The following is a 22100-nucleotide window of genomic DNA, read 5'->3' on the forward strand; positions in this document are numbered from 1 at the left end:
GAAATGTTTAGTTTTTTAGAGAAAAACCCGTTCTTTTTCACTCTTGCGTTTATTTTTGTGTTTGCGATTGCAGGCTTGGTGGAGATTTTGCCCAACTTTTTTAAATCCGCTCGCCCCATTGAAGGCTTACGGCCTTATACGGTTTTAGAGACAGCGGGGAGGCAAATTTATATCCAAGAAGGTTGTTATCATTGCCATTCCCAGCTTATTCGCCCTTTCCAAGCTGAGGTGGATCGATATGGTGCGTATAGTTTGAGCGGGGAATATGCGTATGACAGGCCATTTTTATGGGGATCTAAAAGGATTGGCCCTGATTTGCACAGGGTGGGGGATTATCGCACAACCGATTGGCATGAAAAGCACATGTTTGATCCTAAAAGCGTTGTGCCGCACAGCATCATGCCAGCTTACAAGCATTTATTCATCAAAAAGAGCGACTTTGACACCGCTTATGCAGAAGCTTTGACGCAAAAAAAGGTTTTTGGCGTGCCTTATGACACAGAAAACGGCGTGAAATTAGGGAATGCAGAAGAAGCGAAAAAAGCCTATTTAGAAGAAGCTAAAAAAATCACAGCTGATATGAAAGACAAGAGGGTTCTAGAAGCGATTGAGAGAGGTGAAGTGTTAGAAATCGTGGCTTTGATCGCTTATTTGAATAGCTTGGGTAATTCCAGGATCAACGCCAATCAAAACGCTAAATAAGGGGTGAATGATGGATTTAGAAAGTTTGAGAGGTTTTGCGTATGCGTTTTTCACCATTCTTTTTACGCTCTTTTTGTACGCTTATATTTTTAGCATGTATAGAAAGCAAAAAAAGGGCGTCGTGGATTATGAGCGATACGGGTATTTAGCGTTAAATGACGCTTTAGAAGATGAGTTGATTGAACCACGCCATAAAAAAGTTCATGATAAGGGCATAAAGGAAAGTTGAAATGGATTTTTTAAACGACCATATAAATGTTTTTGGCTTGATTGCAGCGCTTGTGATCTTAGTTTTAACCATCTATGAATCCAGTTCGCTCATTAAAGAAATGCGCGACAGCAAATCTCAGGGTGAGCTTGTAGAAAATGGGCATTTGATTGATGGGATAGGGGAGTTTGCCAATAATGTGCCAGTAGGCTGGATCGCAAGCTTTATGTGCACGATTGTGTGGGCTTTTTGGTATTTTTTCTTTGGGTATCCGCTGAATAGCTTTTCTCAAATCGGGCAATACAATGAAGAGGTTAAAGCGCACAACCAAAAATTTGAAGCCAAATGGAAGCATTTGGGTCAAAAGGAATTGGTGGATATGGGGCAAGGCATCTTTTTAGTCCATTGTTCGCAATGCCATGGCATCACCGCTGAGGGCTTGCATGGGAGCGCTCAAAATCTGGTGCGCTGGGGTAAAGAAGAGGGCATTATGGACACCATTAAGCATGGCTCTAAGGGCATGGATTATCTCGCTGGGGAAATGCCCGCTATGGAATTGGACGAAAAAGACGCTAAAGCGATTGCAAGCTATGTGATGGCAGAACTTTCTAGCGTTAAAAAAACCAAAAACCCTCAACTCATTGATAAGGGCAAGGAGCTGTTTGAAAGCATGGGTTGCACAGGCTGTCATGGCAATGATGGTAAGGGCTTGCAAGAAAATCAAGTGTTTGCGGCCGATTTGACCGCTTACGGCACAGAGAATTTTTTGAGAAATATCTTAACGCATGGCAAAAAGGGCAATATAGGGCATATGCCATCATTCAAGTATAAAAACTTTAGCGATTTGCAAGTTAAAGCGTTAGCCGAATTTATCCAATCGCTAAAACCCTTAGAAGATTAAAGGAAAAGAGATGAAATTTTTAAACGGATTAGCAGGGAATTTACTGATTGTGGTTATTTTATTGTGTGTGGCCGTTTTTTTTACGCTCAAAGCGATCCATATCCAAAAAGAGCAAGCCACCAATTATTACCGCTATAAGGATATTAACGCTTTAGAGACAAAAAGCACCCAAAACCACGCTAATTATGAATTAGTCAATCAAGGGAGTAAAAAATGAAATTCACGACTTTAGAAAAAATCTTAGCCTTAATGGTAGTAGCGACCATTTTAATGACGATTGTTATTTCTTTTGTGCCTAACTTGTTTTTGTTTAGCACATGAAAGGCTTATGGCTTGTAATAGCTTTTGTTTGTTGTTTGGGGGCTAATGAGTCCTATGTTTTTAATAATTCTAAAGGGCGTTTGGTAGAAAAAAGCGTTGTGTTTGTGGAGGGCGTTTCTAAAGAGCTTTATCTTAAAACCGGCGTGCGTTTTGCGATTGATATGACGGATTTTGAAAAAAATCCTATCGCTTTGGCGGATAAAAAGGAACGCCAAAAGTATCAAGAAGGCTTTTTAAAACAGCTCAAACCCCCTTTTGTGGTATTCTTTTTTTACCATGACGCTCAAAAAATAGAATTAGTGGCTAACCCTAAAGATTTGCTAGACACTGATAAAATCTTTTTTGAAAAAATCGCTCCCTTACTCCCCACAAATGCTAAAGAATACACGCCCCAAAGGATTTCAGCCATGCTCATTAACGGCTATTCGGTCGCAGTAGATGCTTTAGCGGAAAAATATCATGTGAATATCGTGCAGAATTTTGACGCTCCTAAGGGAGTAACTTTTGTAAAGGTGGCTGTTTATATTTTGTTATTGACGCTTTTAGGCGCGTTTTTGGGGCTTTATTTTTTTAAAAAATCTTAAGAGGGAAAATTAATGAAAGAAAAAAACTTTTGGCCTTTAGGGATCATGAGCGTGCTTATTTTTGGGCTTGGGATCGTGGTGTTTTTGGTGGTGTTTGCCCTAAAAAATTCGCCTAAAAACGATTTAGTGTATTTCAAGGGTCATAACGAAGTGGATTTAAACTTTAACGCTATGCTTAAAACCTATGAAAACTTTAAATCCAATTATCGTTTTTTGGTGGGTTTAAAGCCTCTCGCAGAAGGCTCTAAAACCCCCATTTTGCCCTATTTTTCTAAAGGCACGCATGGGGATAAAAAACTCCAAGAAACCCTTTTAAGCAACGCTTTGATTTTGGAAAAATCCAACACGCTTTATGCGCAATTGCAACCGCTCAAACCCGCTTTAGATTCGCCAAATATTCAAGTGTATTTAGCGTTTTATCCCAGCCCATCACAGCCCAGATTATTAGGGACGCTTGATTGTAGAAGCGCATGCGAGCCTTTAAAATTTGATTTGTTAGAGAGCGATAAAATGGGGCGCTATAAGATCCTTTTTAAATTCATTTTTAAAAATAAAGAAGAATTGATTTTAGAGCAACTGGCTTTTTTAAAGTAGCGCGTTTAAAAAATGCCTTTAGCGTTTTTTATTGGCACTCAATCATTAAAAAAGCCTGAATTTTCTATCCAAATGGATATAATAAGGCTATGGGTTTTTTAAAAGTTTTTAAACATGATGCTTTGGGGCAATTAGGGAATGTTGTTGTGGGGAATTTTTTAATCACGCTCACTATTTTAGCGGTTTGTTTTTCCTCTCAAGGCACTGAAGAAACGACCATGCTCACCCTAAGCTACACGCTCTTTTTTGTCTTGGGGGCGTTTTTACTAGTCGCAATCAGTGTGGGAGCGATCAAAAATCTCAACGCGCTTTTTTCTAAAAGGGGGGTTTTAAGCTTTTCTTTACCCGTTAGTTTAGAGTCTTTATTGCTCCCTAAAATCTTGCTCCCTATGGTGTTTTTTATCTTCAGTTTGTTCTGGTTTGTGGCGAGCGTGCGTTTGGGCTATTATCTTTTTAACGCGCAATCCAGCGTGCTGTTTATCTTGCACACCGCTTTAAAAACCTTTGTGTTAAAACCCACTAAAACCCTAGGTATCGCGCTGTTTTTAGGGCTTGTTTTAATGAAATTTTTATTTGTTTTGAGCGTTTTAAACGCTACTAGGATCAAAAAAGCGCGTTTTTTACTTGGGGGGTTGTTGTTTATTTTGGTGGGGGTTGTTTTGGAATTAGCGTTCAATTCGTTACTGCCCTTAATGAGCTCTAGTTTAAGCATCAATGAGGGGTTTTATTATTTCTTGCAACAACAAGAATTACAAGAAAACAAATACTACCTTCTATGGGGGGTGGATTTTTTAAAAATCCTTTTATTGTATGGGGTGATCCGTTACTTGCTTATGCGTAAATTGGAATTGGATTAAGAAAAGCGGTATTGCAAATATTCATCAGTGAGCAAGCAATCTTTAGTCTTTAACAAACTGGCATAAAACCCATGCTGATAGCCCAATTCAAAAAGCTTGTCTATGGCGAGAATTTGAATCTCGCTTAAGCGCGTTGAAGTTTCGTTCGCATACAAGCTTAAATAAGTTCGTAAGCACTCTTTATTGACACGAATGAGCGAACGCTCTAACAGCATGCTAGAGAGCAAATTTTGGTGTTTTAGCGCGGCTTCAACCGCTTTAATCAAAGCCTTTTTAATCAAAATCGCACGATACAAGGGGATAGAGCGCCTAATCGCCATGCCCCCTAAAGGCAGGGGCAAATCCACTTCAATGAGTTCTTTCCAAACATCCCACAATTCTTTTTCCACTTCTAATTCACTATGAAAATCCAAGATATTTTCATGGATGAGCACACCCGCATGCACTTTTTCTTCCAAAACCGCTTTTTCAATGTCTAAAAAATTCATGTAAGCGATGCGTGCATGTTTGTAATAGATCTTAAACAAGAGGGCGTTTGTGGTGTGCTCCCCGCTTAATGCGACTCTAAAATCTTTTTTCAATTTCACGCCCTTTTTTTTCACTAATTTAGGCCCATAGCCATTCCCAAAGCTCGTCGCTGTGGGGAGTAAGGCGTAATCGTTCGCAATTTTAGGGTATAGCCCAAAACTAATCGCACTCACATCATAAGTGTTTTTTAGAGCTTCTTGGTTTAGGGTTTCAATATCAAGGGCAATGTTATGGAATGTTTTGTTTTTAATGGGGCAATCTATCCAGCCAAACTTAATCGCATAATACATGAAAATATCATCAGCATCAGGGCTATGAGCGACACTAATCAAAATAAAATCCTTTTGTGATAGGGTAAGTCCTTTTATTATAATAGATTTTAGGCTAGGATTTGATAGAATAAACAAATCAAATTCAATAAGGTAATTTAATGGCAATAGATGAAGACAAACAAAAAGCGATTTCTTTAGCGATCAAACAAATTGATAAGGTTTTTGGTAAGGGGGCGTTGGTGCGCCTTGGGGATAAGCAAGTAGAAAAGATTGACGCTATTTCTACAGGCTCGTTAGGGTTGGATCTGGCTTTAGGGATTGGGGGCGTTCCAAAGGGCAGGATCATTGAAATTTATGGGCCAGAGTCAAGCGGGAAGACCACTCTAAGCTTACATATTATTGCAGAATGCCAAAAAAATGGCGGCGTGTGCGCGTTCATTGACGCTGAACATGCCCTAGACGTGTATTATGCTAAGAGATTGGGCGTGGATACGGAAAATCTACTCGTTTCCCAACCAAGCACGGGCGAAGAAGCCTTAGAGATTTTAGAAACGATCACCAGAAGCGGAGGGATTGATTTAGTGGTGGTGGATTCGGTGGCGGCCCTTACGCCTAAAGCAGAGATTGATGGGGATATGGGCGATCAGCATGTGGGCTTGCAAGCAAGGCTTATGAGCCATGCGTTAAGGAAAATCACCGGTGTTTTGCACAAGATGAACACTACTTTAATCTTTATCAATCAAATCAGGATGAAGATTGGCATGATGGGTTATGGGAGTCCAGAGACCACAACCGGAGGTAACGCTTTAAAATTCTATGCGAGCGTTAGGATTGATATTAGAAGGATTGCCTCTCTCAAACAAAACGAACAGCATATCGGTAACAGGGCTAAAGCCAAAGTGGTTAAAAATAAAGTCGCTCCGCCTTTTAGAGAAGCGGAATTTGACATCATGTTTGGGGAAGGGATTTCTAAAGAGGGCGAAATCATTGACTATGGCGTGAAATTAGACATCGTGGATAAGAGTGGGGCATGGCTTAGCTACCAGGATAAAAAGCTAGGGCAAGGCAGAGAAAACGCTAAAGCCTTACTGAAAGAAGACAAAGCCCTAGCGGATGAAATCACTCTTAAGATTAAAGAGAGTATTGGCTCTAATGAAGAGATCATGCCCTTACCCGATGAGCCTTTAGAAGAAATGGAATAAAAAAGGATTTTGATGCTGACTATTAAAGATGTTCATGCTTTAGAAGTGATGGATAGTAGGGGCAATCCTACCATTCAAGCCAGCGTGATTTTAAGCGATAACACTAAGGCGAGCGCGATTGTACCTAGCGGGGCGAGCACCGGTAAAAGAGAAGCGTTAGAATTAAGGGATAATGACAAAACCCGTTTTTTGGGTAAGGGGGTTTTAAGGGCATGCGAGAATGTCAATAGCGTGATCAAACACCATTTAATAGGGCTTGAAGCGATCAATCAAACCTTTGTAGATGAGAGGTTAAGGGCTTTAGACGGCACGCCTAATTACGCTAATTTAGGGGCGAACGCTGTTTTGGGCGTTTCTATGGCGTTAGCAAGAGCTAGCGCGAAGGCTTTAAATCTGCCATTATACCGCTATTTAGGGGGGGCTAACGCTCTGACTTTGCCGGTGCCGATGCTCAATATCATCAACGGCGGAACGCATGCGAATAATTCCATAGACTTTCAAGAATACATGATCATGCCTTTAGGGTTTGAAAGTTTTAGAGAAGCCTTAAGAGCGAGCGCGGAAGTCTATCACACGCTTAAAAAACTTTTAGATGGAAAGAATCAGCTCACAAGCGTGGGCGATGAGGGGGGTTTTGCACCTAATTTTAACAACAATGTAGAGTCTCTTGAAGTCATTTCTCAAGCCATTGAAAAAGCCGGCTATAAGTTAGGCGAAGAAATAGCACTCGCTTTAGATGTAGCGAGCAGCGAATTGGTGGATGAACATTTCAATTACCATTTAAAGGGTGAAAATAAGATTTTAGATTCGCATGAATTAGTGGCTTATTATAAAGGGTTGGTGGCAAAATACCCGATCGTGTCCATTGAAGATGGTTTGAGCGAAGACGATTGGGAGGGTTGGGCGTTTTTAAGCAAGGAATTAGGGCATCAAATCCAGTTAGTGGGCGATGATTTGTTTGTAACGAACGCAAGTCTCTTGCAAAAAGGCATTGAAAAAAACATTGCGAACGCCATTTTAATCAAACCCAATCAAATCGGCACCATTAGTGAGACTTTAGAGACCATAAGATTAGCCAAACACCATGCCTATCAATGCGTGATGAGCCATAGAAGCGGGGAGAGTGAGGACAGCTTTATCGCTGATTTTGCGGTCGCATTGAATACGGGAGAGATTAAAACCGGATCCACCGCAAGGAGTGAAAGGATCGCCAAATACAACCGCCTTTTAGAGATTGAGCATGAATTAAAAGGGGGGATTTATATTGGCAAAGAGTTGTTTAAGCATGGCTAGCGGCCTTTTTGAAAACGATGGAATCAAAGACAACAAAGCGCGAGATTTTTTCTATAGCCATAGCTCCCTTATTGTCTTTTTCCTTTTACTGCTTGGGTTTGGGCATTATTTAGGGAAGTTGCTTTTTGGGGGCTCTTCTTTAGAAGTTTATTTGGATTTAAGGGACAAGCATGAACGATTGCAACAAGAAATCACCGAATTGCAAAGCAAGAATGTGCGCTTGCAAAAGCGTTTATTTGAATTGAGGGAATTACGGCCTAGAGATTAGATTTAAGGAAATGGTAGTGTTAAAAAAGATGATAGGTTTGGTGGCGGTTTTAAGCGTTTTATTGGCTAGAGATAACCCTTTTGAGCCTGAAATCAATTCCAAGAATTTGCAAGGGGGCTTTAGCGGGATCTATGATGACTACCTCAAAGAAATCCATGTGGATTTGCCCACGAGCGCTAGGATCTTAAAAAAAATCACGCTCACTTACCAGGATATTGATGGCTCTATCCATTCTAAAGTCGTGGGCATTGATAAAAGCATTGATTGGCACTACCCTTTAAAACTTTCCCAACATACCCTTAATCAAACCCCTTTTGAAAAACGCTATCAGATCCAAGATTTTGATTTTTTAATGGCAAACAACACGATGATTTTGCGCTCCCCTTATAAAGTTTTGCGCTCTTTTGTACTGGTCAATCCTTATAGAATCGTGCTAGACACGCAAAAAGGCCCTTTGGATATTTATCAAAACATGGATTTAAACCAGAAGTTTTTTTCTCACATTAAAGTCGGCACGCACAAAGATTATTACCGCATCACGCTCATTTTAGATGGGAAATACCGCTATCTTTTGGAAGAAAAAAATGGGGCGTATGAATTGAAATTGAAATAAAAGCATGCAGCATTTAGTTTTAATCGGTTTTATGGGGAGCGGTAAAAGCTCTTTAGCGCAAGAATTGGGGTTGGCTTTGAAATTAGAAGTGTTGGATACGGATATGATCATTAGCGAGAGGGTGGGCTTGAGCGTGAGAGAGATTTTTGAAGAGCTTGGCGAAGACAATTTCAGGATGTTTGAAAAAAATTTGATTGATGAATTAAAAACGATCAAAACCCCCCATATCATTTCTACCGGTGGGGGCATTGTGATGCATGATAACCTTAAGGGTTTAGGCACAACTTTTTATCTCAAGATTGATTTTGAGACCTTGATTAAGCGTTTGAATCAAAAAGAAAGGGAAAAACGCCCCCTTTTGAATGATCTCACTCAAGCCAAAGAACTTTTTGAAAAACGCCAAGCCCTCTATGAAAAAAACGCCTCCTTTATCATTGACGCCAGAGGTGGTTTAAACAATTCTTTAAAACAAGTGCTACAATTCATCGCATAAATTTTTTTTAAAGGCCTTTTGATGTTAAGTAGAGACATTGTCCAGTATTCCAAGATCCGCACCGAGTTATACGCTTATCTTACCTATTTGTTTTCGCACAATATCCGCAACCACCTCCCTGAAATCACTTTGGATTATTTAAACAAACAGATCAGAAAAATGCACGCTGAAATCAAAATGGCAAAAAGTTTTTTTGTGTTAGACGCTAAGGGCATGCTAATTCTTAAGCCAAGCCAACTTAAAGAGGAAGGGCATAAGGAAGGGATATTAGAGCATGATTTAACAGAAGGGATTGAATTAGAATCGCATGCCAGCTTTAGCGATAAGTATTATTTTTATCAAGCCGTGAGTGAAAAGCGTTGCATTTTAACGGACCCCTATCCTTCTAAAAAAGGAAACCATTTGGTAGTGAGCGCGTCTTACCCGGTGTATGATCAAAATAACGATCTAGCGTTTGTGGTGTGCTTGCAGATTCCTTTAAGGGTGGCGATTGAAATCAGCTCGCCTTCAAAGTATTTCAGGACCTTTAGCGAAGGGAGCATGGTTATGTATTTTATGATTTCTATCATGCTCACTTTAGTGTCGTTGCTTTTATTTGTGAAATGCATTTCTAGCTTTTGGACAGCGATTGTCAATTTTAGCAGTTTTGATATTAAAGAAGTGTTCCACCCCATTGTGCTTTTAACCCTAGCCTTAGCCACCTTTGATCTGGTCAAGGCGATTTTTGAAGAGGAAGTGTTGGGTAAAAATAGCGGGGACAACCACCATGCGATCCACCGCACGATGATTAGGTTTTTAGGCTCTATCATTATCGCATTAGCCATTGAAGCGTTGATGTTAGTGTTTAAATTCAGCGTGAGCGAACCGGATAAAATCACTTATGCGGTGTATTTGGCTATTGGTGTGGCGGTGCTTTTGATCAGTTTAGCGATTTATGTTAAATTCGCTTATAGCGTGTTGCCCAAACGAGAACGCTAAGAGTTAAAAAATTTTTCTTTTAAGCGTTTGAAAATCCTATTCAATCTAAAAAAGACATATTCTAAAAGGGTTTTTGGATTGAGTAGGGGGGCAAGAAATTCAAAGGTTTTTTGTTTGTCTTTAAGGCTTAAAAATTCTGTCATTTGTTTAAGGAATTTCACGGAATATTCGGCATAAAAAGGGGTTTTTAAAAGAATCTCATGCCATTCTTTAGAATATAAAGCAGTGGGTGAAATCCAAGGTTTTCCTACAAAATAAAAATGCAGCATGACAATTTCTTTTTTGTCAGGAATGAAGCGTTTTTGATTGACCATGAAAGGGTGGGTGTTATAAATATAAGGCAAGATTAAAACTTTTTGATAGCATGCGAGCGTTAAAAGATCCTGTTCAGGATAAAACACGCACTGGCCTTTTTGACGGGTTAAATTGAGTAAGCGCTCTTCTAAACGATCGGCGCGCCACAGCTTTAAATTCACGATTAAAAACCCGGCGTTATAATTGCTTTCATAGATGGTTTGCATATCGCTTTCATTCAAGTAATGCTCATAAAGGGAAAAAGCTTGGCGAGGGTCTTTTTCTCGCTCTATTTGAAAATGTTTAGGGCTTTTAGGAGAAGAAAAATCTTTAGCCGCTCCAAAATAATAGCCATCTAGCGGGATAAAAAAACTTTCGCTCACATCATTCAAAAACAAAGTGTCCGCATCAAACATGATAATTTTGTCGTATTGCAAGAATAAAGAAGCCAAAAACAAGCGGCACATGACCATTTTAGAAAAGCGAGTCTTAGCGTAAATATTGAGTTGCAAAAAAGCTTCATTGATTTTATCAATCACAAAAGGTTCTACTGAAGGGGTGTAAAGATTAGGGGTTGAAATGTCTAAAAAATCCACGCTCGCAAAAGCGCTAAAGGGGGCTAGAGTTTCTTTCAATTTGCGTTGGTTTTCAAGGCTCAAGTTATCCACCAGGCAGTGGATTTTATAAAAAAGTTTTTTATCATGGTGTTCTGTTTTAGCGCAAGCCAGCATGGAATACAAGCTCACGCCAGCCGGCATGGTATAATGATTGTCAAAAGCGATGACAATAGGAATAATAATACTCATTTTAAGCTGTTTCCCTAAAATAGGTTTTTTAAATCAATTTAATCCAAAAGTTGAATTTATTTTTTGACAATATTATACTATAATAACCAATTAGATTAGGGTTTTACTGATTTTTCTTTGTGTGAGTTTTGGCTTAGTTTTGTAAGGAATGAGATGATAAAGAGTTGGACTAAAAAGTGGTTTTTGATTTTGTTTTTAATGGCAAGCTGTTTTGGTCATTTGGTGGCTACAACCGGTGAGAAATATTTTAAGATGGCTAATCAAGCCCTTAAGAGGGGGGATTACCATAGAGCGGTGGCTTTTTATAAGAGGAGCTGTAATTTGAGGGTGGGGGTTGGTTGCACGAGTTTGGGCTCTATGTATGAAGATGGCGATGGCGTGGATCAGAATATTCCAAAAGCCGTTTTTTATTACAGAAGAGGGTGTAATTTAAGGAATCATCTCGCTTGCGCGAGTCTAGGCTCTATGTATGAAGATGGCGATGGCGTTCAAAAAAACCTTCCAAAGGCTATCTATTATTATAGGAGAGGGTGCCACTTAAAGGGTGGGGTGAGCTGCGGGAGTTTAGGTTTTATGTATTTTAATGGCACGGGCGTTAAGCAAAATTATGCCAAAGCCCTTTCTCTTTCTAAATACGCTTGCAGTTTGAATTATGGCATTAGTTGTAACTTTGTAGGGTATATGTATAGGAGCGCCAAAGGCGTACAGAAGGATTTGAAAAAAGCCTTTGCGAATTTTAAAAGAGGGTGCCATTTAAAAGACGGAGCGAGCTGTGTGAGTTTGGGATACATGTATGAAGTCGGTATGGATGTCAAGCAAAATGGAGAGCAAGCCTTGAATCTTTATAAAAAGGGTTGTTATTTAAAAAGGGGGAGCGGCTGTCATAATGTGGCTGTGATGTATTACACGGGTAAGGGAGCTCCAAAGGATTTAGATAAAGCCATTTCATATTACAAGAAAGGTTGCACTCTAGGCTTTAGCGGTAGTTGTAAAGTGTTAGAAGAAGTGGTTGGCAAGAAGTCTGATAATTTGCAAGATGATACGCAATAAGCTAAAGTTTAAGAGCTAATCGTTGAGATTCGTCTTATAGAAATCTTTCTACTCTCCTATTATCAAATAGGGATTAATCTTCTCTATTGATGGGTATTGAGACTAAAAATCTGCAAATAGGGTTTGGATTTGTTCTCATATTGATAATAAAAACACTCAAAGGCATTTTAAAACAAATATAAAAAAGCTCACACAAGACACAAGCGATAATTTTTTAAAGCGCTTCTTTAGGGGGTTTAATGGGGTTAAAGGGGGCGTTACTTCAAAATCCCCCTATCCGCTTTAAAAAATAACTTTACCACAAAATAAGAATTAACCATAAAAAAAGCTTAAAAAACAAGTTTTTAAAAAAGAATATTGAATAAAGCTTTCATATTTGAACAAAACAAAAACCTTTATTCAATCAAAATAAGGTTAAAATCCAATAAAAAGGAGTTTTATAACTCTTTATAGGATTTTACAAGCTTATAGCAACAAAATTTTTTGTCGGTTTTCATTGGTGAAGTGTTCAAACGCTAAAGACGATTGGGCTTCCTAGTGTTGGGGGAGAGTTTCTCGCTCTGTGTCCCTAATGGATTTTACAGAGTTTGATCTCCAACGCATCCCCTACAGCTTTCACGCATCATATCTTATAAAGGCGTAACTTTGAGCGCTTCCTGCGCTAGATACGAATGCATGGGGGTGTTATAACAAATTAGCGGCATTCATCCCAAACGCTAAAGATGTTTAGGATTTCTTGCTTGGGTGGTTTTAAAAAATACTTTGAGCCTTTTTGTATTTCACTCAATATTCGTATAAAGCGCGACCACATCATCATCGTCTTCAATCCTGTCCAGTAACTTTTCGGTAAGCTCCATTTGTTCGTCATTCAATTCAATGGGCGTTGTGGCGATGCGTTGCAAACCCGCTTTTAAAATGGGTAATTTCAAGCTTTCAAACCCCTCATTTAAGAGCTTGAAGCTGTTATAATCCCCTCTAATAATGATCTTGTCTCCTACTTCTTCTAATTCTTCCAAGCCATAATCAATGAGGGCGAACTCTAAATCTTCTAGGCTGAGTTTTAAATTTTCCACTTCACTTTTCAAGCATTCAAACACGCTTTTTCTATTAAACATAAACTCTAAAGAGCCATTAGGCACGATGCTCGCCCCTTGCGTTTTATTGAAATAGCTTTTAAGGTTGGCAATGGTTCTAGTGGGGTTATCAGTCATGCATTCCATGATGATTAGCACGCCAAAATTCGCCTTACCCTCATAAGTGATTTCGCTCAAATTCCCCTCTTTACTGCTCGCTCTTTTAATCGCTGCATCAATGTTGTCTTTAGGCATGTTTTGCGCTTTAGCGTTTAAAATCGCTGTTCGCAGTTTGGCGTTCGTGTCCGGCTCGCTCCCGCCATCTTTTGCCGCTAGAGTGATCGCTTTAGCGAGCTTGGGGAAAACCTTACTCATCTTATCCCATCGTTTTTCTTTAGCCGCTCTTCTGTATTCAAACGCTCTTCCCATTCAATTCCTTTGTAATAAGTTAGCCACTTCTTTAGCATGATAGCTAATAATCATATCCGCTCCCGCTCTTTTAAAACAAGTCATCGTTTCTAACAGAACGCTTTCATAGTTGATCAGGTTGTGTTTTTGCGCGAGTTTGAGCATGGCGTATTCCCCACTCACGTTATAGAGCGCTAAAGGGAGCAAAGTGTGATCTCTAATTTCTTTAACAATATCCAAATACGCTAAAGCCGGTTTCACCATTAAAATATCTGCGCCCTGCTTTTCATCTTCCAAGCTTTCTAAAAGCGCTTCTTTTTGGTTAGCGTAATCCATTTGATAGCTTTTGCGATCGCCAAAACTCGGTGCAGAATTGGCTACATCTCTAAAAGGCCCATAATAGCTGCTCGCAAATTTAGTGGAATAGCTCATGATGGGCGTATGAAAATACCCGGCCTTATCTAGCGCTTTTCTCAAGCTTAAAACATTCCCATCCATCATGTTGCTTGGGGCTAGAATATCCACGCCGCTTTCAGCTAAAATAAGCCCTTGAAGATTTAAAATCTCTAGCGTTTTATCGTTAGACACAGAATCGTTTTCTAAAATCCCGCAATGCCCATGGTCGGTGTATTCACAAAAACACAAATCCGCTATAACGATTAAATCCTTAAATCGTTTTTTAACCTCTTTGGTGGCTTTTGCGACAATGTGATCCTTATTTAACGCATGGCTTCCTGTAGCGTCCTTATGTTTAGGAATGCCAAACAATAAAACGGCTTTTATACCAAGATCCACTAATTCTTCGCATTCTTTTAAAAGAGGCTCGATACTCATTTGATACACGCCAGGCATGGAACTGATTTCATTTTTAATATAACTATCGCTTTCTATGACAAATAAGGGAGCGATGAAATCATCAATATTTAGGCGCGTTTCTCTTATCATTGCCCTTAAGTTTTCGCTGCTTCGTAATCTTCTCAATCGTTTGAACATGTTCTCTCTTTATTGTTTTTCTTTAACCCCACAATTGGCTTTTTCTATCCCCATCATTGCGCTCACCTCTTTCAAATTTTCGGGGGGGGGGGGGTAGCTCTTCATCATCTTCTTCTAAATCGTAAAAACTATTAAAAACGCAATCATGGATAGTGAAACAAACTCTTCCATTGCTGTAATGATAGCTCAAATTCAATCCCATAGTCTCTAAAGCGTTTTTAATGATATACATGCCTAGCCCAAAACCATGGGCTTGGCTGGGGTTAGAAGATTTAAAGTAAGGTTGCAAATACTTTTCAAAATCCTCTTTTAAAGGTTCGCTTTTATTGGACACCACCAAATTATTTCCTATGAAATCCAAAAACACCTGTTTGTCATCGCTGTATTTGATCGCATTATCTACCATGTTTTTTAACGCTATAGAAAACAATTCAAAATCCGCTTCAATAATGTAATTTGAAGAGGATACATGGATAGGGCTTTTTTTATCCTCATCAATTAAAAGCATTTTTTCAATCTTATCTATCAAATCGCTCATTAAAAATTTTTCTTTATTGCTCCCATAATTTTTGGAAGCGAGCTGCTCAATGCGGGCAAATTGCTCAATCAGCGTGTTTAGGTGATCAAAAATGGAAATGAAGCGTTTTTGTGGCAATTCTTCTTTGAGCATAGAGCTTAGTATCTTGCCCTTAGTGATAGGGGTGCGTAATTCATGCATGATAGAGCGCAAAAATAAAACCCGAGATTCATTCATCGCATTGATTTTTTGGATGCAATTGTCAAATTCGTTAGCCAAATCCCCTATTTCATCTTTTTGCTTGCTTTTACAACTCACGCTTTTATCCCCTTGAGCGAAGCGTTTCACTTGGGATCTTAACTCTCTTAAGGGCAATAAACTCTGCAAAACAAATAAAAAGAGGAATAAAATCAACAATAAACCCACCGTAATGGCTAAGAAATAGTTCCTGTAAGAAACCGAATGCAAATCTTTATAAAGCACAAAATGCTCATCTTTTTTTAAAAGGATGAAAACCATGTCGCTGAATTTAAACACTTCAGCATACCCAATATTTCTGTGGTGCAACTGGTGGCGTCTTTTGGCTAAAACCTTTTCTAAATTTTCTATCGTGGTTTCTCTAAAACCAATTTTATAGAGGTAATCTTCTATGGCTCTATAATCAGAGTAGTTATTTAAAATTTCATTGATAGTGGTAACAAACTGATAATGGCGCATTTCGTTTTGATAGTTTTCGTGACTGATTTGAGAAGACACGAAATAGTAAGCGAACGCTCCAAAACTAAAGAGCGTTATCATAAATAAAGCGACAACTTTAAAAAAGATAGAGAAACGCAAAACCCCTTAACTCCTTATTAGAATCAGTATTCTAATTTATAACCAATCCCTCTAACAGAGATGATGTATTGCGGTTGCTTAGGATTTTTTTCAATCTTGGATCGCAAACGGCCAATGATCACATCAATGCTTTTATTAGAGCTTTCAGGGTTGATGCTCTCGCTCTCAATCGCAATGCTTTCACGGCTAAACACATAACCTTTTTTGCTAATGAGAAGCGAAAGGATTTCATATTCAGCCCTAGTTAAGTCTAGCTTTTTTTCATGCATATACACTTCTCGGCTATCCTTATCCACCCTAAAGATATTCGCATCGCCTGGCTCACTCACTTCTTCTTTTTTATGGGAACGCCTGAGTAAGGATTGGATACGAGCCAATAATTCCTTAGGATCATAGGGTTTAGGGAGGTAATCATCAGCCCCATAATCTAGCGCTTTAATCTTATCTTCCACATCGCTTCTTGCTGAAGAAATAATAATAGGGATATGTTTTTGTTTGGAGATGCGCTTACACACTTCAAGCCCGTCTAAATTGGGCAAAGTTAAATCCAATAACAACAAATCATAATTTTGTGTGTTAGCCGCACTAATGCCGGTATATGGCTCATCGTAATTGGTTACATGAATGCCATGTTGGAGCAAAAACTCGCTCAAAAACTCGGCTAATTCTATATCATCTTCTATCATTAAAACTTCTATCATACTTCAATTAACTCCTTCAATGATTTTTGCAACTTTAAAAACGATTAACTTTGTTAGTGTTTTAAGGGACTAATTCTAGCATTTTATTATTAAAGATACCTTGAAAATATCTTAAAAATAAAAATTCAAAACATTATCATAGTTATTAATGGAATTAAGGCTTTGTTTTCATGGAATATTGAAAATTAAAAAGCGCTTTGAGTGTTTTTTACCCTCAAAAGAGCCTGCATAAGCAAGCGACAATTTCTTATTTTAGGGGGGGTTAAAAGGGGGAGAATGATTTCAAAATACCCCTATTCCCTTAAGGAAATGAGCTTAAAATAAAGTAACTAAACCCCCATTTTTTAAAATTAAAATAAAATTTCAGCGTCAGTATTTAATTAAAACAAAACTTTATTTTTGCATGCTACTTTGTGTTTTCTAGCTCCAAAGATTCCAATCGTTTTTCAAGCACGCTCAATTGGTATTGCAAGAAACGCGCCACTAAATCCAAACGCTTCAGCGCTTCTTTTTCTTCTAAAGCCTGCATGCCCTTCAATAACACTAAAGTTCTTTCTAGTAAGTTTTTTAAAAAAACCCGCTCGCTTGAAATTGGCGCTTGCTTAGGGTTTTCTAGCGTGATTTCTTCTATAATGATTCCTTTTGTTTCTTCTTCTTTTTCTTCTGTATTTTCTTCTGTGATTTTTTCTGTGATTTTTTCTGTGATTTTTTCTTGGGTTTCTATTTTAGTAGCGTTTTTTGGCTCTAAAGGGGTGTTTTGAGGGTTTGGGGTGTTTTGCAAATAAGGGGGCGTTTTGAAAAAAGAGGGCGTTTTTTGCACCACATCAAAGCCATTATCAATCGTTTTAGCCATTTTTTCAATTTCATTAAGGGTTTCTGAAATAATGTTTTTCAATTCCATTCTACCAGCCATTTTTCTAAATTCTCAACGCTCAAACGATCCCCTTTGATAAAATTTAAATAGTGCCGCTCTAACAATGCATCGTGTTTGAAAGGAGCGCAATTTTTTTGGATTTTTTCCAAGCGTTCTATTTGCTTTAACGCCTCTGCATGGTCAGGGGTTTTTTTTAAAATATTAATATAAATTTGCAACGCTTCTTCAAAAAACCCTTGTTCTTCATAAATACTAGCGAGCGTGATCGTTTCTAAGGGCATGCGTTTCTCTTAATCGTTTGTAATACCTAATCTCTAAACGCCATTTTTAGACTCTACCTGGGTGCGTAAAAAACTAAAAGCCGGTAAGGGTGCAGGCAATCGCACTAAATTCACGTTCCCGCTATGGATAGTTTCTAATTCGGTGTTATTTTCTAAAAGGATTTTATACAGCACTAAATAAGAGCGTTTGTCAAAGGTATAAATCTTGCCAATTTCATTGACTATGGGCGTGATAGCTGCATTTTTGGGGGCGATGATTTCATAAGCCATGTTAGTGGTCGTGGTGAATTTGCATGCAAAAAAACGCCCGTCTTCAGTTATTTCGCCATTGACTTGAAAATCCCCTTCGCTAATGGCTGTTTGGTGGTTTTGAGTATCCAACCTTTCAAAAGGCCTTCGCATCAAATAGCCGTCGGTAAAACCCCTGTTTTTAAGCGTGTTCAATTCGTTAGCATAAAAACTCGGCTTTAAGGTGTTATGGTAAAAATCATCAACCGCCAAACGATAGATTCGCGTGGTTTGCGCGGCGTAGTAACTGGACTTGGTGCGCCCTTCAATCTTGAGCGCGCTAATGGCGTTGGAACTTAAAATTTCAGCGATATGGCCAGAGAGGTTCAAATCTTTAGCGTTAAAAATATGCGTGCCTACGCCCTCTTCTTCAACTAATCGCATCATCACGCCGTTATCAGGGTTTTTCACATAATATTCATAATCAAACCGGCAATCATTCGCGCAACTCCCTCTATTAGGCACGCGCCCCTTTTGTAAAGCCGAAATCAAGCAACGCCCTGAAAAGGCAAAGCACATGCTCCCATGCACAAAGATTTCTAATTCTAAATCAGGTAGGGCTTTTTTAATTTCAATCGCATCATTCAGGCTCAATTCCCTAGCGCACACGATGCGTTTAACCCCTAAATCATAAAACACTTGCGCGTCTAGCAAATTTAAGACATTCGCTTGCGTGGATAAATGGATAGGAATATGCGGGGCGATTTTTAAAGCGAGTTTCACCACACCAGGCGCAGCGATAATAAAAGCGTCTGGCTCTAATTCTGCCATTTTATAAATATGTTCTTCTAAAAGTTTGAGCTGTGAATTGAAAGGGAAACCATTGATCGTGGCATAGACTTTTCTATCCAACGCATGGGCGTAGTCAATCCCTTCTTTAAAGGTCTCTAAAGTAAATTCCTTACTCGCACGATTGCGTAAAGAAAAATGGCTCACTCCCCCATAAACCGCATCAGCCCCATAGTTGAGAGCGATTTTAAGTTTTTTTAAATTACCGGCTGGAGAGAGTAATTCAACTTGGTTCAAAACTACTTGGCTCCAAAAGAAGCGATCAAGGCTTCAATATCATCAGCGCTGGCTAAATCTTTATCGTCATCGCCGGTGATAAAAGTCGCTGAACTCACGCGCTTAGAATCATCAATTTTGCCTTCAAAAAGCGAATTCATGTATTGGCTGAGCGCTCGCATGACATTGACCACTCGTTCAATTTTTTGGCGATGGATATCTTGAAACTGCATAATATCCATCGCTTGCATGGAGCTATCAGAGCAATTAGCGGCTTCTTCTTCAATGCTTTTAAGGGCGTTTAGGATTTCTTGTTGCTCGTTGAGCGCGGTTTTAAAAGATTCCACATGGGGGAAATGCACATGCAAATTGTCAAAAATTTCTTGGTGTTTTTGCAAAGGTTCTTGGATCTTTTTAACCATTTTAGCGATTTTTTCAGCGCTAGCTCCGATCAAATCCAATTGATCAAAAATTTGCGTGGCTTTCACTTCAGAATCTCTTGTAACATCGTCTAATTGATGCACGACCTTATGCTCTTCAGTGGGGGGAGGGGGAGGCCATTCATTAGGGCTAATCTTGCCGTATTTTTCAGCGTCCTCTTTTTTGACGGTCATTTTTTCACTAGAACTTTCTTTGGATTCTTTAGTTTCTTCTTTCTCTTTAGTTGGCTCTTTAGCCTCTTCTTTAGCCTCTAAGGCTTCCAAATTTTCTAAATCGCCACCATTCATCAAAGCGTCTAATTCTTCTTGTGTCATTGTTGTTCCTTGCCAATTGGTTTTAAAAAGCGTTTTTAACCATAATTCCCAGCTGTCATTTTAGCGCACTTAAGCTTTAGCAATCAAAACGCCCTCTAAAATTGCATCAATATCGCCATCTAGTATCGCTTCCACATTGCTATAAGCGGTGTTGGAGCGCGCGTCTTTGACTTGCTGGTAGGGGGCTAGGACATAGCTTCTTATTTGATGCCCCCAGCCGATCTCGCTTTTTTCTTCATTTTTGGCGCTGCTTTGCTGCTTTTCTAATTCCAATTCATAGAGCTTGGATTTAAGCATTTTTAACGCACTCGCTTTGTTTTTATGCTGGCTCCTGTCGTTTTGGCATTGCACCACAATACCGGTAGGGAAATGCGTGATCCTAACCGCGCTTTCTGTTTTATTGACATGCTGACCGCCTGCCCCACTGGCTCTGTAATAATCATAACGGACATCTTTTTCATCAATTTCTATATCAATATCATCATCTAATTCAGGGCTAATTTGCACGCTCGCAAAACTCGTGTGCCGTTTGGCGTTCGCATCAAAGGGCGAAATCCTTACAAGCCTATGCACCCCGTTTTCATTTTTCAAATAGCCATAAGCGTTTTCGCCCTTAATGATAAAGGCGACCCCTTTAATGCCCGCTTCTTCGCCATCTTGATAATCTAAAATCTCGCTTTTAAAGCCCCTTCTTTCCGCCCATCTCAAATACATGCGATACAAAATACTCGCCCAATCCTGGCTTTCCGTCCCCCCCGCTCCAGGCTGAATGGTGATAATAGCGTTTGAGGCGTCATTTTCACCGCTTAACATGATTTCAATTTCCACTTTTTGGACGCTGTGTTCTAAAATGGGAGCCTCTTCATAGAGCAAGGATAAAGTAACCTCATCGTTATCGTTTTGAGCGAGTTCAAACAATTCCACGCTTTCATCTAAAGAATTTTTCGTTTTTTGATAGGTTTCTAGCAAGCGGTTTAAGCGCACTTTCTCTTTATTGGTGTCTCTAGCTTTTAAGACATCTTGCCAAAAATTAGGGTCTTCTTGCTCTTTTTCAATGCGTTCTAATTCTTGTTTGATCTTTTCAGGCTTGATGATTAAAGCGATATTATCGCATTTGTTTTGCAAGCTTTTTAACAATTCGCTATAGGTGTAGTTATCCACAAACAGAACCTTTATGAGTGGGGTTTTGAACTTGCCATTATAGCATTGTTAGAGGCCATTTTAATTCTCAAACCTTAAAATTTCAATTTCGCCCTGAACCCATTCCACTCCTTCATCAATCAAGGCGATAGAATCCACTTGTGCAAGGGCTTGAATCGCTCCTGATTCATAGCGGTTGTTGTTGTAAGGAATGAATTGGTGGTTTGAATAATTGCCTAAAATCAAATGCGTGCGTTTGTCTTTAAGCTTTAAGGGGGCATTGATTTGAGCTTTAAAGAGATTTAGTTTAAAATCTTTATTTAAGGATAAGCGCTCCAATAAGGGTAGAATCAAAACTCGTAAAACCAGTAAGCAACTCAAAGGATTACCCGGTAAGCCTATAATAATACTTTGATTGAGTCGGGCTAAAGTTACCGGTTTTCCCGGTTTGAGATTGACTTTTTCGTAATAAAAAAGGACGTTTTTTTCTTTCAAGGCGTCTTTAAAAAAGTCTTTATCCCCCACGCTCACCCCCGCGCTTGAAAGGATGACATCATAGCCTTGCAATTCAAGTATTTTAAGCTGTAAATTTTTATCGTCTTTTAAAACCCCTAGAAAATGCGTGTTGTAGTTTTTAAGCATGTTAAGAATACCCACTGAATTAACATCATAAACCTGGCATTCTAGGGCGTTTTGCCCTAAAGGCACTAATTCATCGCCGCTGCTAAAGAGAGCGATTTTTAATTTCCTAAACGCTTTGATTTCTTTTAACCCTTGAGAGGCAATGAGTGCGATATGCCCGTAATTCAAACGGGTATTTTTAGGGACTAAAACGCTGTTTAAAGAAGCGTTTTCGCCCTTTTGACGGATATTGGCGTTTATTTTAAAATCTTTGGGAGCTAGGGCGGAATTTTTATGGCTTTCTAGCATGCACTCTATAGGGACAATCGTTTCTATTCCTTTTGGTACCATCGCTCCAGTCATGATTTTAACGCATCCATTTTCTCTAACTTCTAAAGCGCTCACATCATCCCCGGCAAAAATGTGCTGAATGACTTGAGTTTTTTGGCCTAAATCCTGCATTTTAAACCCATAGCCATCCATTGCGCTTTGATTGAATTTAGGCAGGGCGTGAGTGCAAATAATATCTTCTGCCAAAACGCGCCCTATGCTTTCAAACAAAGAGATAACCTCTATTTCTAAGGGTTTTAGGGGAATGCTAGAATGGATTTTTAGAGCTTCTTTAAAACTAATCATATTGATC

General features: G+C 39.1%; 26 protein-coding genes. 14 read left to right on the plus strand and 12 right to left on the minus strand.

Features of this window, described 5'->3' with window-relative positions; genetic code table 11:
• The first annotated feature begins 3 nt into the window (after positions 1-3).
• The 7 genes from ccoO (at position 4) to H7N67_RS01620 (ending at position 4167) form a co-directional block, all read left to right on the plus strand.
• Complete coding sequence (gene ccoO / locus H7N67_RS01590; protein ID WP_108347590.1) at positions 4-702, plus strand: cytochrome-c oxidase, cbb3-type subunit II; 699 nt, start codon at positions 4-6, stop codon at positions 700-702.
• 10 nt (positions 703-712) lie between these two features.
• Positions 713-931 carry a cytochrome c oxidase, cbb3-type, CcoQ subunit gene (locus tag H7N67_RS01595; RefSeq protein WP_001879413.1) on the plus strand — a complete coding sequence of 73 codons (219 nt, stop codon included), beginning with the start codon at positions 713-715 and terminating at the stop codon, positions 929-931.
• 1 nt (position 932) lies between these two features.
• Positions 933-1811: a cytochrome-c oxidase, cbb3-type subunit III gene (gene ccoP, locus H7N67_RS01600; RefSeq protein WP_000346888.1), complete on the plus strand. Its 879-nt coding sequence runs from the start codon at positions 933-935 to the stop codon at positions 1809-1811.
• A 10-nt stretch (positions 1812-1821) separates the two neighbouring features.
• Complete coding sequence (locus tag H7N67_RS01605; RefSeq protein WP_079353113.1) at positions 1822-2028, plus strand: DUF4006 family protein; 207 nt, start codon at positions 1822-1824, stop codon at positions 2026-2028.
• Between the two features lie 100 nt (positions 2029-2128).
• Positions 2129-2716: a hypothetical protein gene (locus H7N67_RS01610; protein ID WP_187938834.1), complete on the plus strand. Its 588-nt coding sequence runs from the start codon at positions 2129-2131 to the stop codon at positions 2714-2716.
• Positions 2717-2728: 12 nt separating this feature from the next.
• Positions 2729-3310 (plus strand): hypothetical protein, encoded by a 582-nt coding sequence (locus H7N67_RS01615; protein ID WP_097683457.1) that lies wholly within the window; start codon positions 2729-2731, stop codon positions 3308-3310.
• Between the two features lie 89 nt (positions 3311-3399).
• A complete protein-coding gene (locus tag H7N67_RS01620) occupies positions 3400-4167 on the plus strand; it encodes a hypothetical protein (RefSeq protein WP_187938835.1) in 768 nt (255 codons plus the stop codon).
• On the opposite strand, the gene H7N67_RS01625 is transcribed toward H7N67_RS01620, so the two are convergent.
• Entirely contained in the window at positions 4164-5027 is an 864-nt protein-coding gene (locus H7N67_RS01625) for a menaquinone biosynthesis family protein (protein ID WP_187938836.1), read from the minus strand. The genes H7N67_RS01620 and H7N67_RS01625 overlap by 4 nt on opposite strands.
• Positions 5028-5125: 98 nt before the next feature.
• Between H7N67_RS01625 and recA the strand changes: the two genes are divergently transcribed.
• The 6 genes from recA to H7N67_RS01655 are packed head-to-tail and all read left to right on the plus strand — an operon-like array spanning position 5126 to position 9814.
• On the plus strand, positions 5126-6169 hold the full coding sequence (gene recA / locus H7N67_RS01630) for a recombinase RecA (protein WP_000952111.1): 1044 nt from the start codon (positions 5126-5128) through the stop codon (positions 6167-6169).
• A 12-nt stretch (positions 6170-6181) separates the two neighbouring features.
• Positions 6182-7462 (plus strand): phosphopyruvate hydratase, encoded by a 1281-nt coding sequence (eno, locus tag H7N67_RS01635; RefSeq protein WP_187938837.1) that lies wholly within the window; start codon positions 6182-6184, stop codon positions 7460-7462.
• A complete protein-coding gene (locus H7N67_RS01640) occupies positions 7455-7730 on the plus strand; it encodes a hypothetical protein (protein WP_187938864.1) in 276 nt (91 codons plus the stop codon). The genes eno and H7N67_RS01640 overlap by 8 nt, the downstream gene beginning before the upstream one ends.
• A gap of 16 nt (positions 7731-7746) precedes the next feature.
• A complete protein-coding gene (locus H7N67_RS01645) occupies positions 7747-8343 on the plus strand; it encodes an AMIN domain-containing protein (protein ID WP_187938865.1) in 597 nt (198 codons plus the stop codon).
• Positions 8344-8347: 4 nt separating this feature from the next.
• Entirely contained in the window at positions 8348-8836 is a 489-nt protein-coding gene (locus tag H7N67_RS01650; RefSeq protein ID WP_187938838.1) for a shikimate kinase, read from the plus strand.
• Between the two features lie 21 nt (positions 8837-8857).
• A complete protein-coding gene (locus H7N67_RS01655) occupies positions 8858-9814 on the plus strand; it encodes a PDC sensor domain-containing protein (protein WP_000952270.1) in 957 nt (318 codons plus the stop codon).
• On the opposite strand, the gene rfaJ is transcribed toward H7N67_RS01655, so the two are convergent.
• Positions 9811-10914, minus strand: a complete 1104-nt coding sequence (rfaJ, locus tag H7N67_RS01660) for an HP0159 family lipopolysaccharide 1,6-glucosyltransferase (RefSeq protein WP_187938839.1) — start codon at positions 10912-10914, stop codon at positions 9811-9813. The genes H7N67_RS01655 and rfaJ overlap by 4 nt on opposite strands.
• Before the next feature lie 153 nt (positions 10915-11067).
• Here rfaJ and hcpD point away from each other — a divergent pair, with 153 nt between their 5' ends.
• Positions 11068-11964, plus strand: a complete 897-nt coding sequence (gene hcpD, locus H7N67_RS01665) for a Sel1-like repeat protein HcpD (RefSeq protein ID WP_187938840.1) — start codon at positions 11068-11070, stop codon at positions 11962-11964.
• Between the two features lie 779 nt (positions 11965-12743).
• On the opposite strand, the gene H7N67_RS01670 is transcribed toward hcpD, so the two are convergent.
• The 10 genes from H7N67_RS01670 to H7N67_RS01715 all read right to left on the minus strand — a co-directional run bounded on the left by H7N67_RS01670 (position 12744) and on the right by H7N67_RS01715 (position 22093).
• Complete coding sequence (locus tag H7N67_RS01670; protein ID WP_000532111.1) at positions 12744-13466, minus strand: YebC/PmpR family DNA-binding transcriptional regulator; 723 nt, start codon at positions 13464-13466, stop codon at positions 12744-12746.
• Positions 13467-14438: a porphobilinogen synthase gene (gene hemB, locus H7N67_RS01675; RefSeq protein WP_187938841.1), complete on the minus strand. Its 972-nt coding sequence runs from the start codon at positions 14436-14438 to the stop codon at positions 13467-13469. It abuts the gene before it with no gap.
• Between the two features lie 22 nt (positions 14439-14460).
• Positions 14461-15792 carry an acid-sensing histidine kinase ArsS gene (gene arsS / locus H7N67_RS01680; protein ID WP_187938842.1) on the minus strand — a complete coding sequence of 444 codons (1332 nt, stop codon included), beginning with the start codon at positions 15790-15792 and terminating at the stop codon, positions 14461-14463.
• A 23-nt stretch (positions 15793-15815) separates the two neighbouring features.
• Positions 15816-16493 (minus strand): acid response regulator transcription factor ArsR, encoded by a 678-nt coding sequence (gene arsR, locus H7N67_RS01685; RefSeq protein WP_000573699.1) that lies wholly within the window; start codon positions 16491-16493, stop codon positions 15816-15818.
• Between the two features lie 406 nt (positions 16494-16899).
• Positions 16900-17394 (minus strand): CiaD-like domain-containing protein, encoded by a 495-nt coding sequence (locus H7N67_RS01690; protein WP_187938866.1) that lies wholly within the window; start codon positions 17392-17394, stop codon positions 16900-16902.
• Positions 17385-17648 carry a hypothetical protein gene (locus H7N67_RS01695; protein WP_187938843.1) on the minus strand — a complete coding sequence of 88 codons (264 nt, stop codon included), beginning with the start codon at positions 17646-17648 and terminating at the stop codon, positions 17385-17387. The genes H7N67_RS01690 and H7N67_RS01695 overlap by 10 nt, the downstream gene beginning before the upstream one ends.
• A gap of 33 nt (positions 17649-17681) precedes the next feature.
• Positions 17682-18962, minus strand: coding sequence for a peptidase U32 family protein (locus H7N67_RS01700; protein ID WP_187938844.1), 1281 nt, complete (start codon positions 18960-18962; stop codon positions 17682-17684).
• A gap of 2 nt (positions 18963-18964) precedes the next feature.
• Positions 18965-19696: a protein phosphatase CheZ gene (cheZ, locus tag H7N67_RS01705; RefSeq protein WP_128011190.1), complete on the minus strand. Its 732-nt coding sequence runs from the start codon at positions 19694-19696 to the stop codon at positions 18965-18967.
• Between the two features lie 69 nt (positions 19697-19765).
• Positions 19766-20857, minus strand: coding sequence for a peptide chain release factor 2 (prfB, locus tag H7N67_RS01710; RefSeq protein ID WP_000371122.1), 1092 nt, complete (start codon positions 20855-20857; stop codon positions 19766-19768).
• 60 nt (positions 20858-20917) lie between these two features.
• Entirely contained in the window at positions 20918-22093 is a 1176-nt protein-coding gene (locus tag H7N67_RS01715; protein WP_187938845.1) for a molybdopterin molybdotransferase MoeA, read from the minus strand.
• Positions 22094-22100: the final 7 nt, after the last annotated feature.

Source organism: Helicobacter pylori (assembly GCF_014498195.1).
Lineage (GTDB): Bacteria > Campylobacterota > Campylobacteria > Campylobacterales > Helicobacteraceae > Helicobacter > Helicobacter pylori_DO.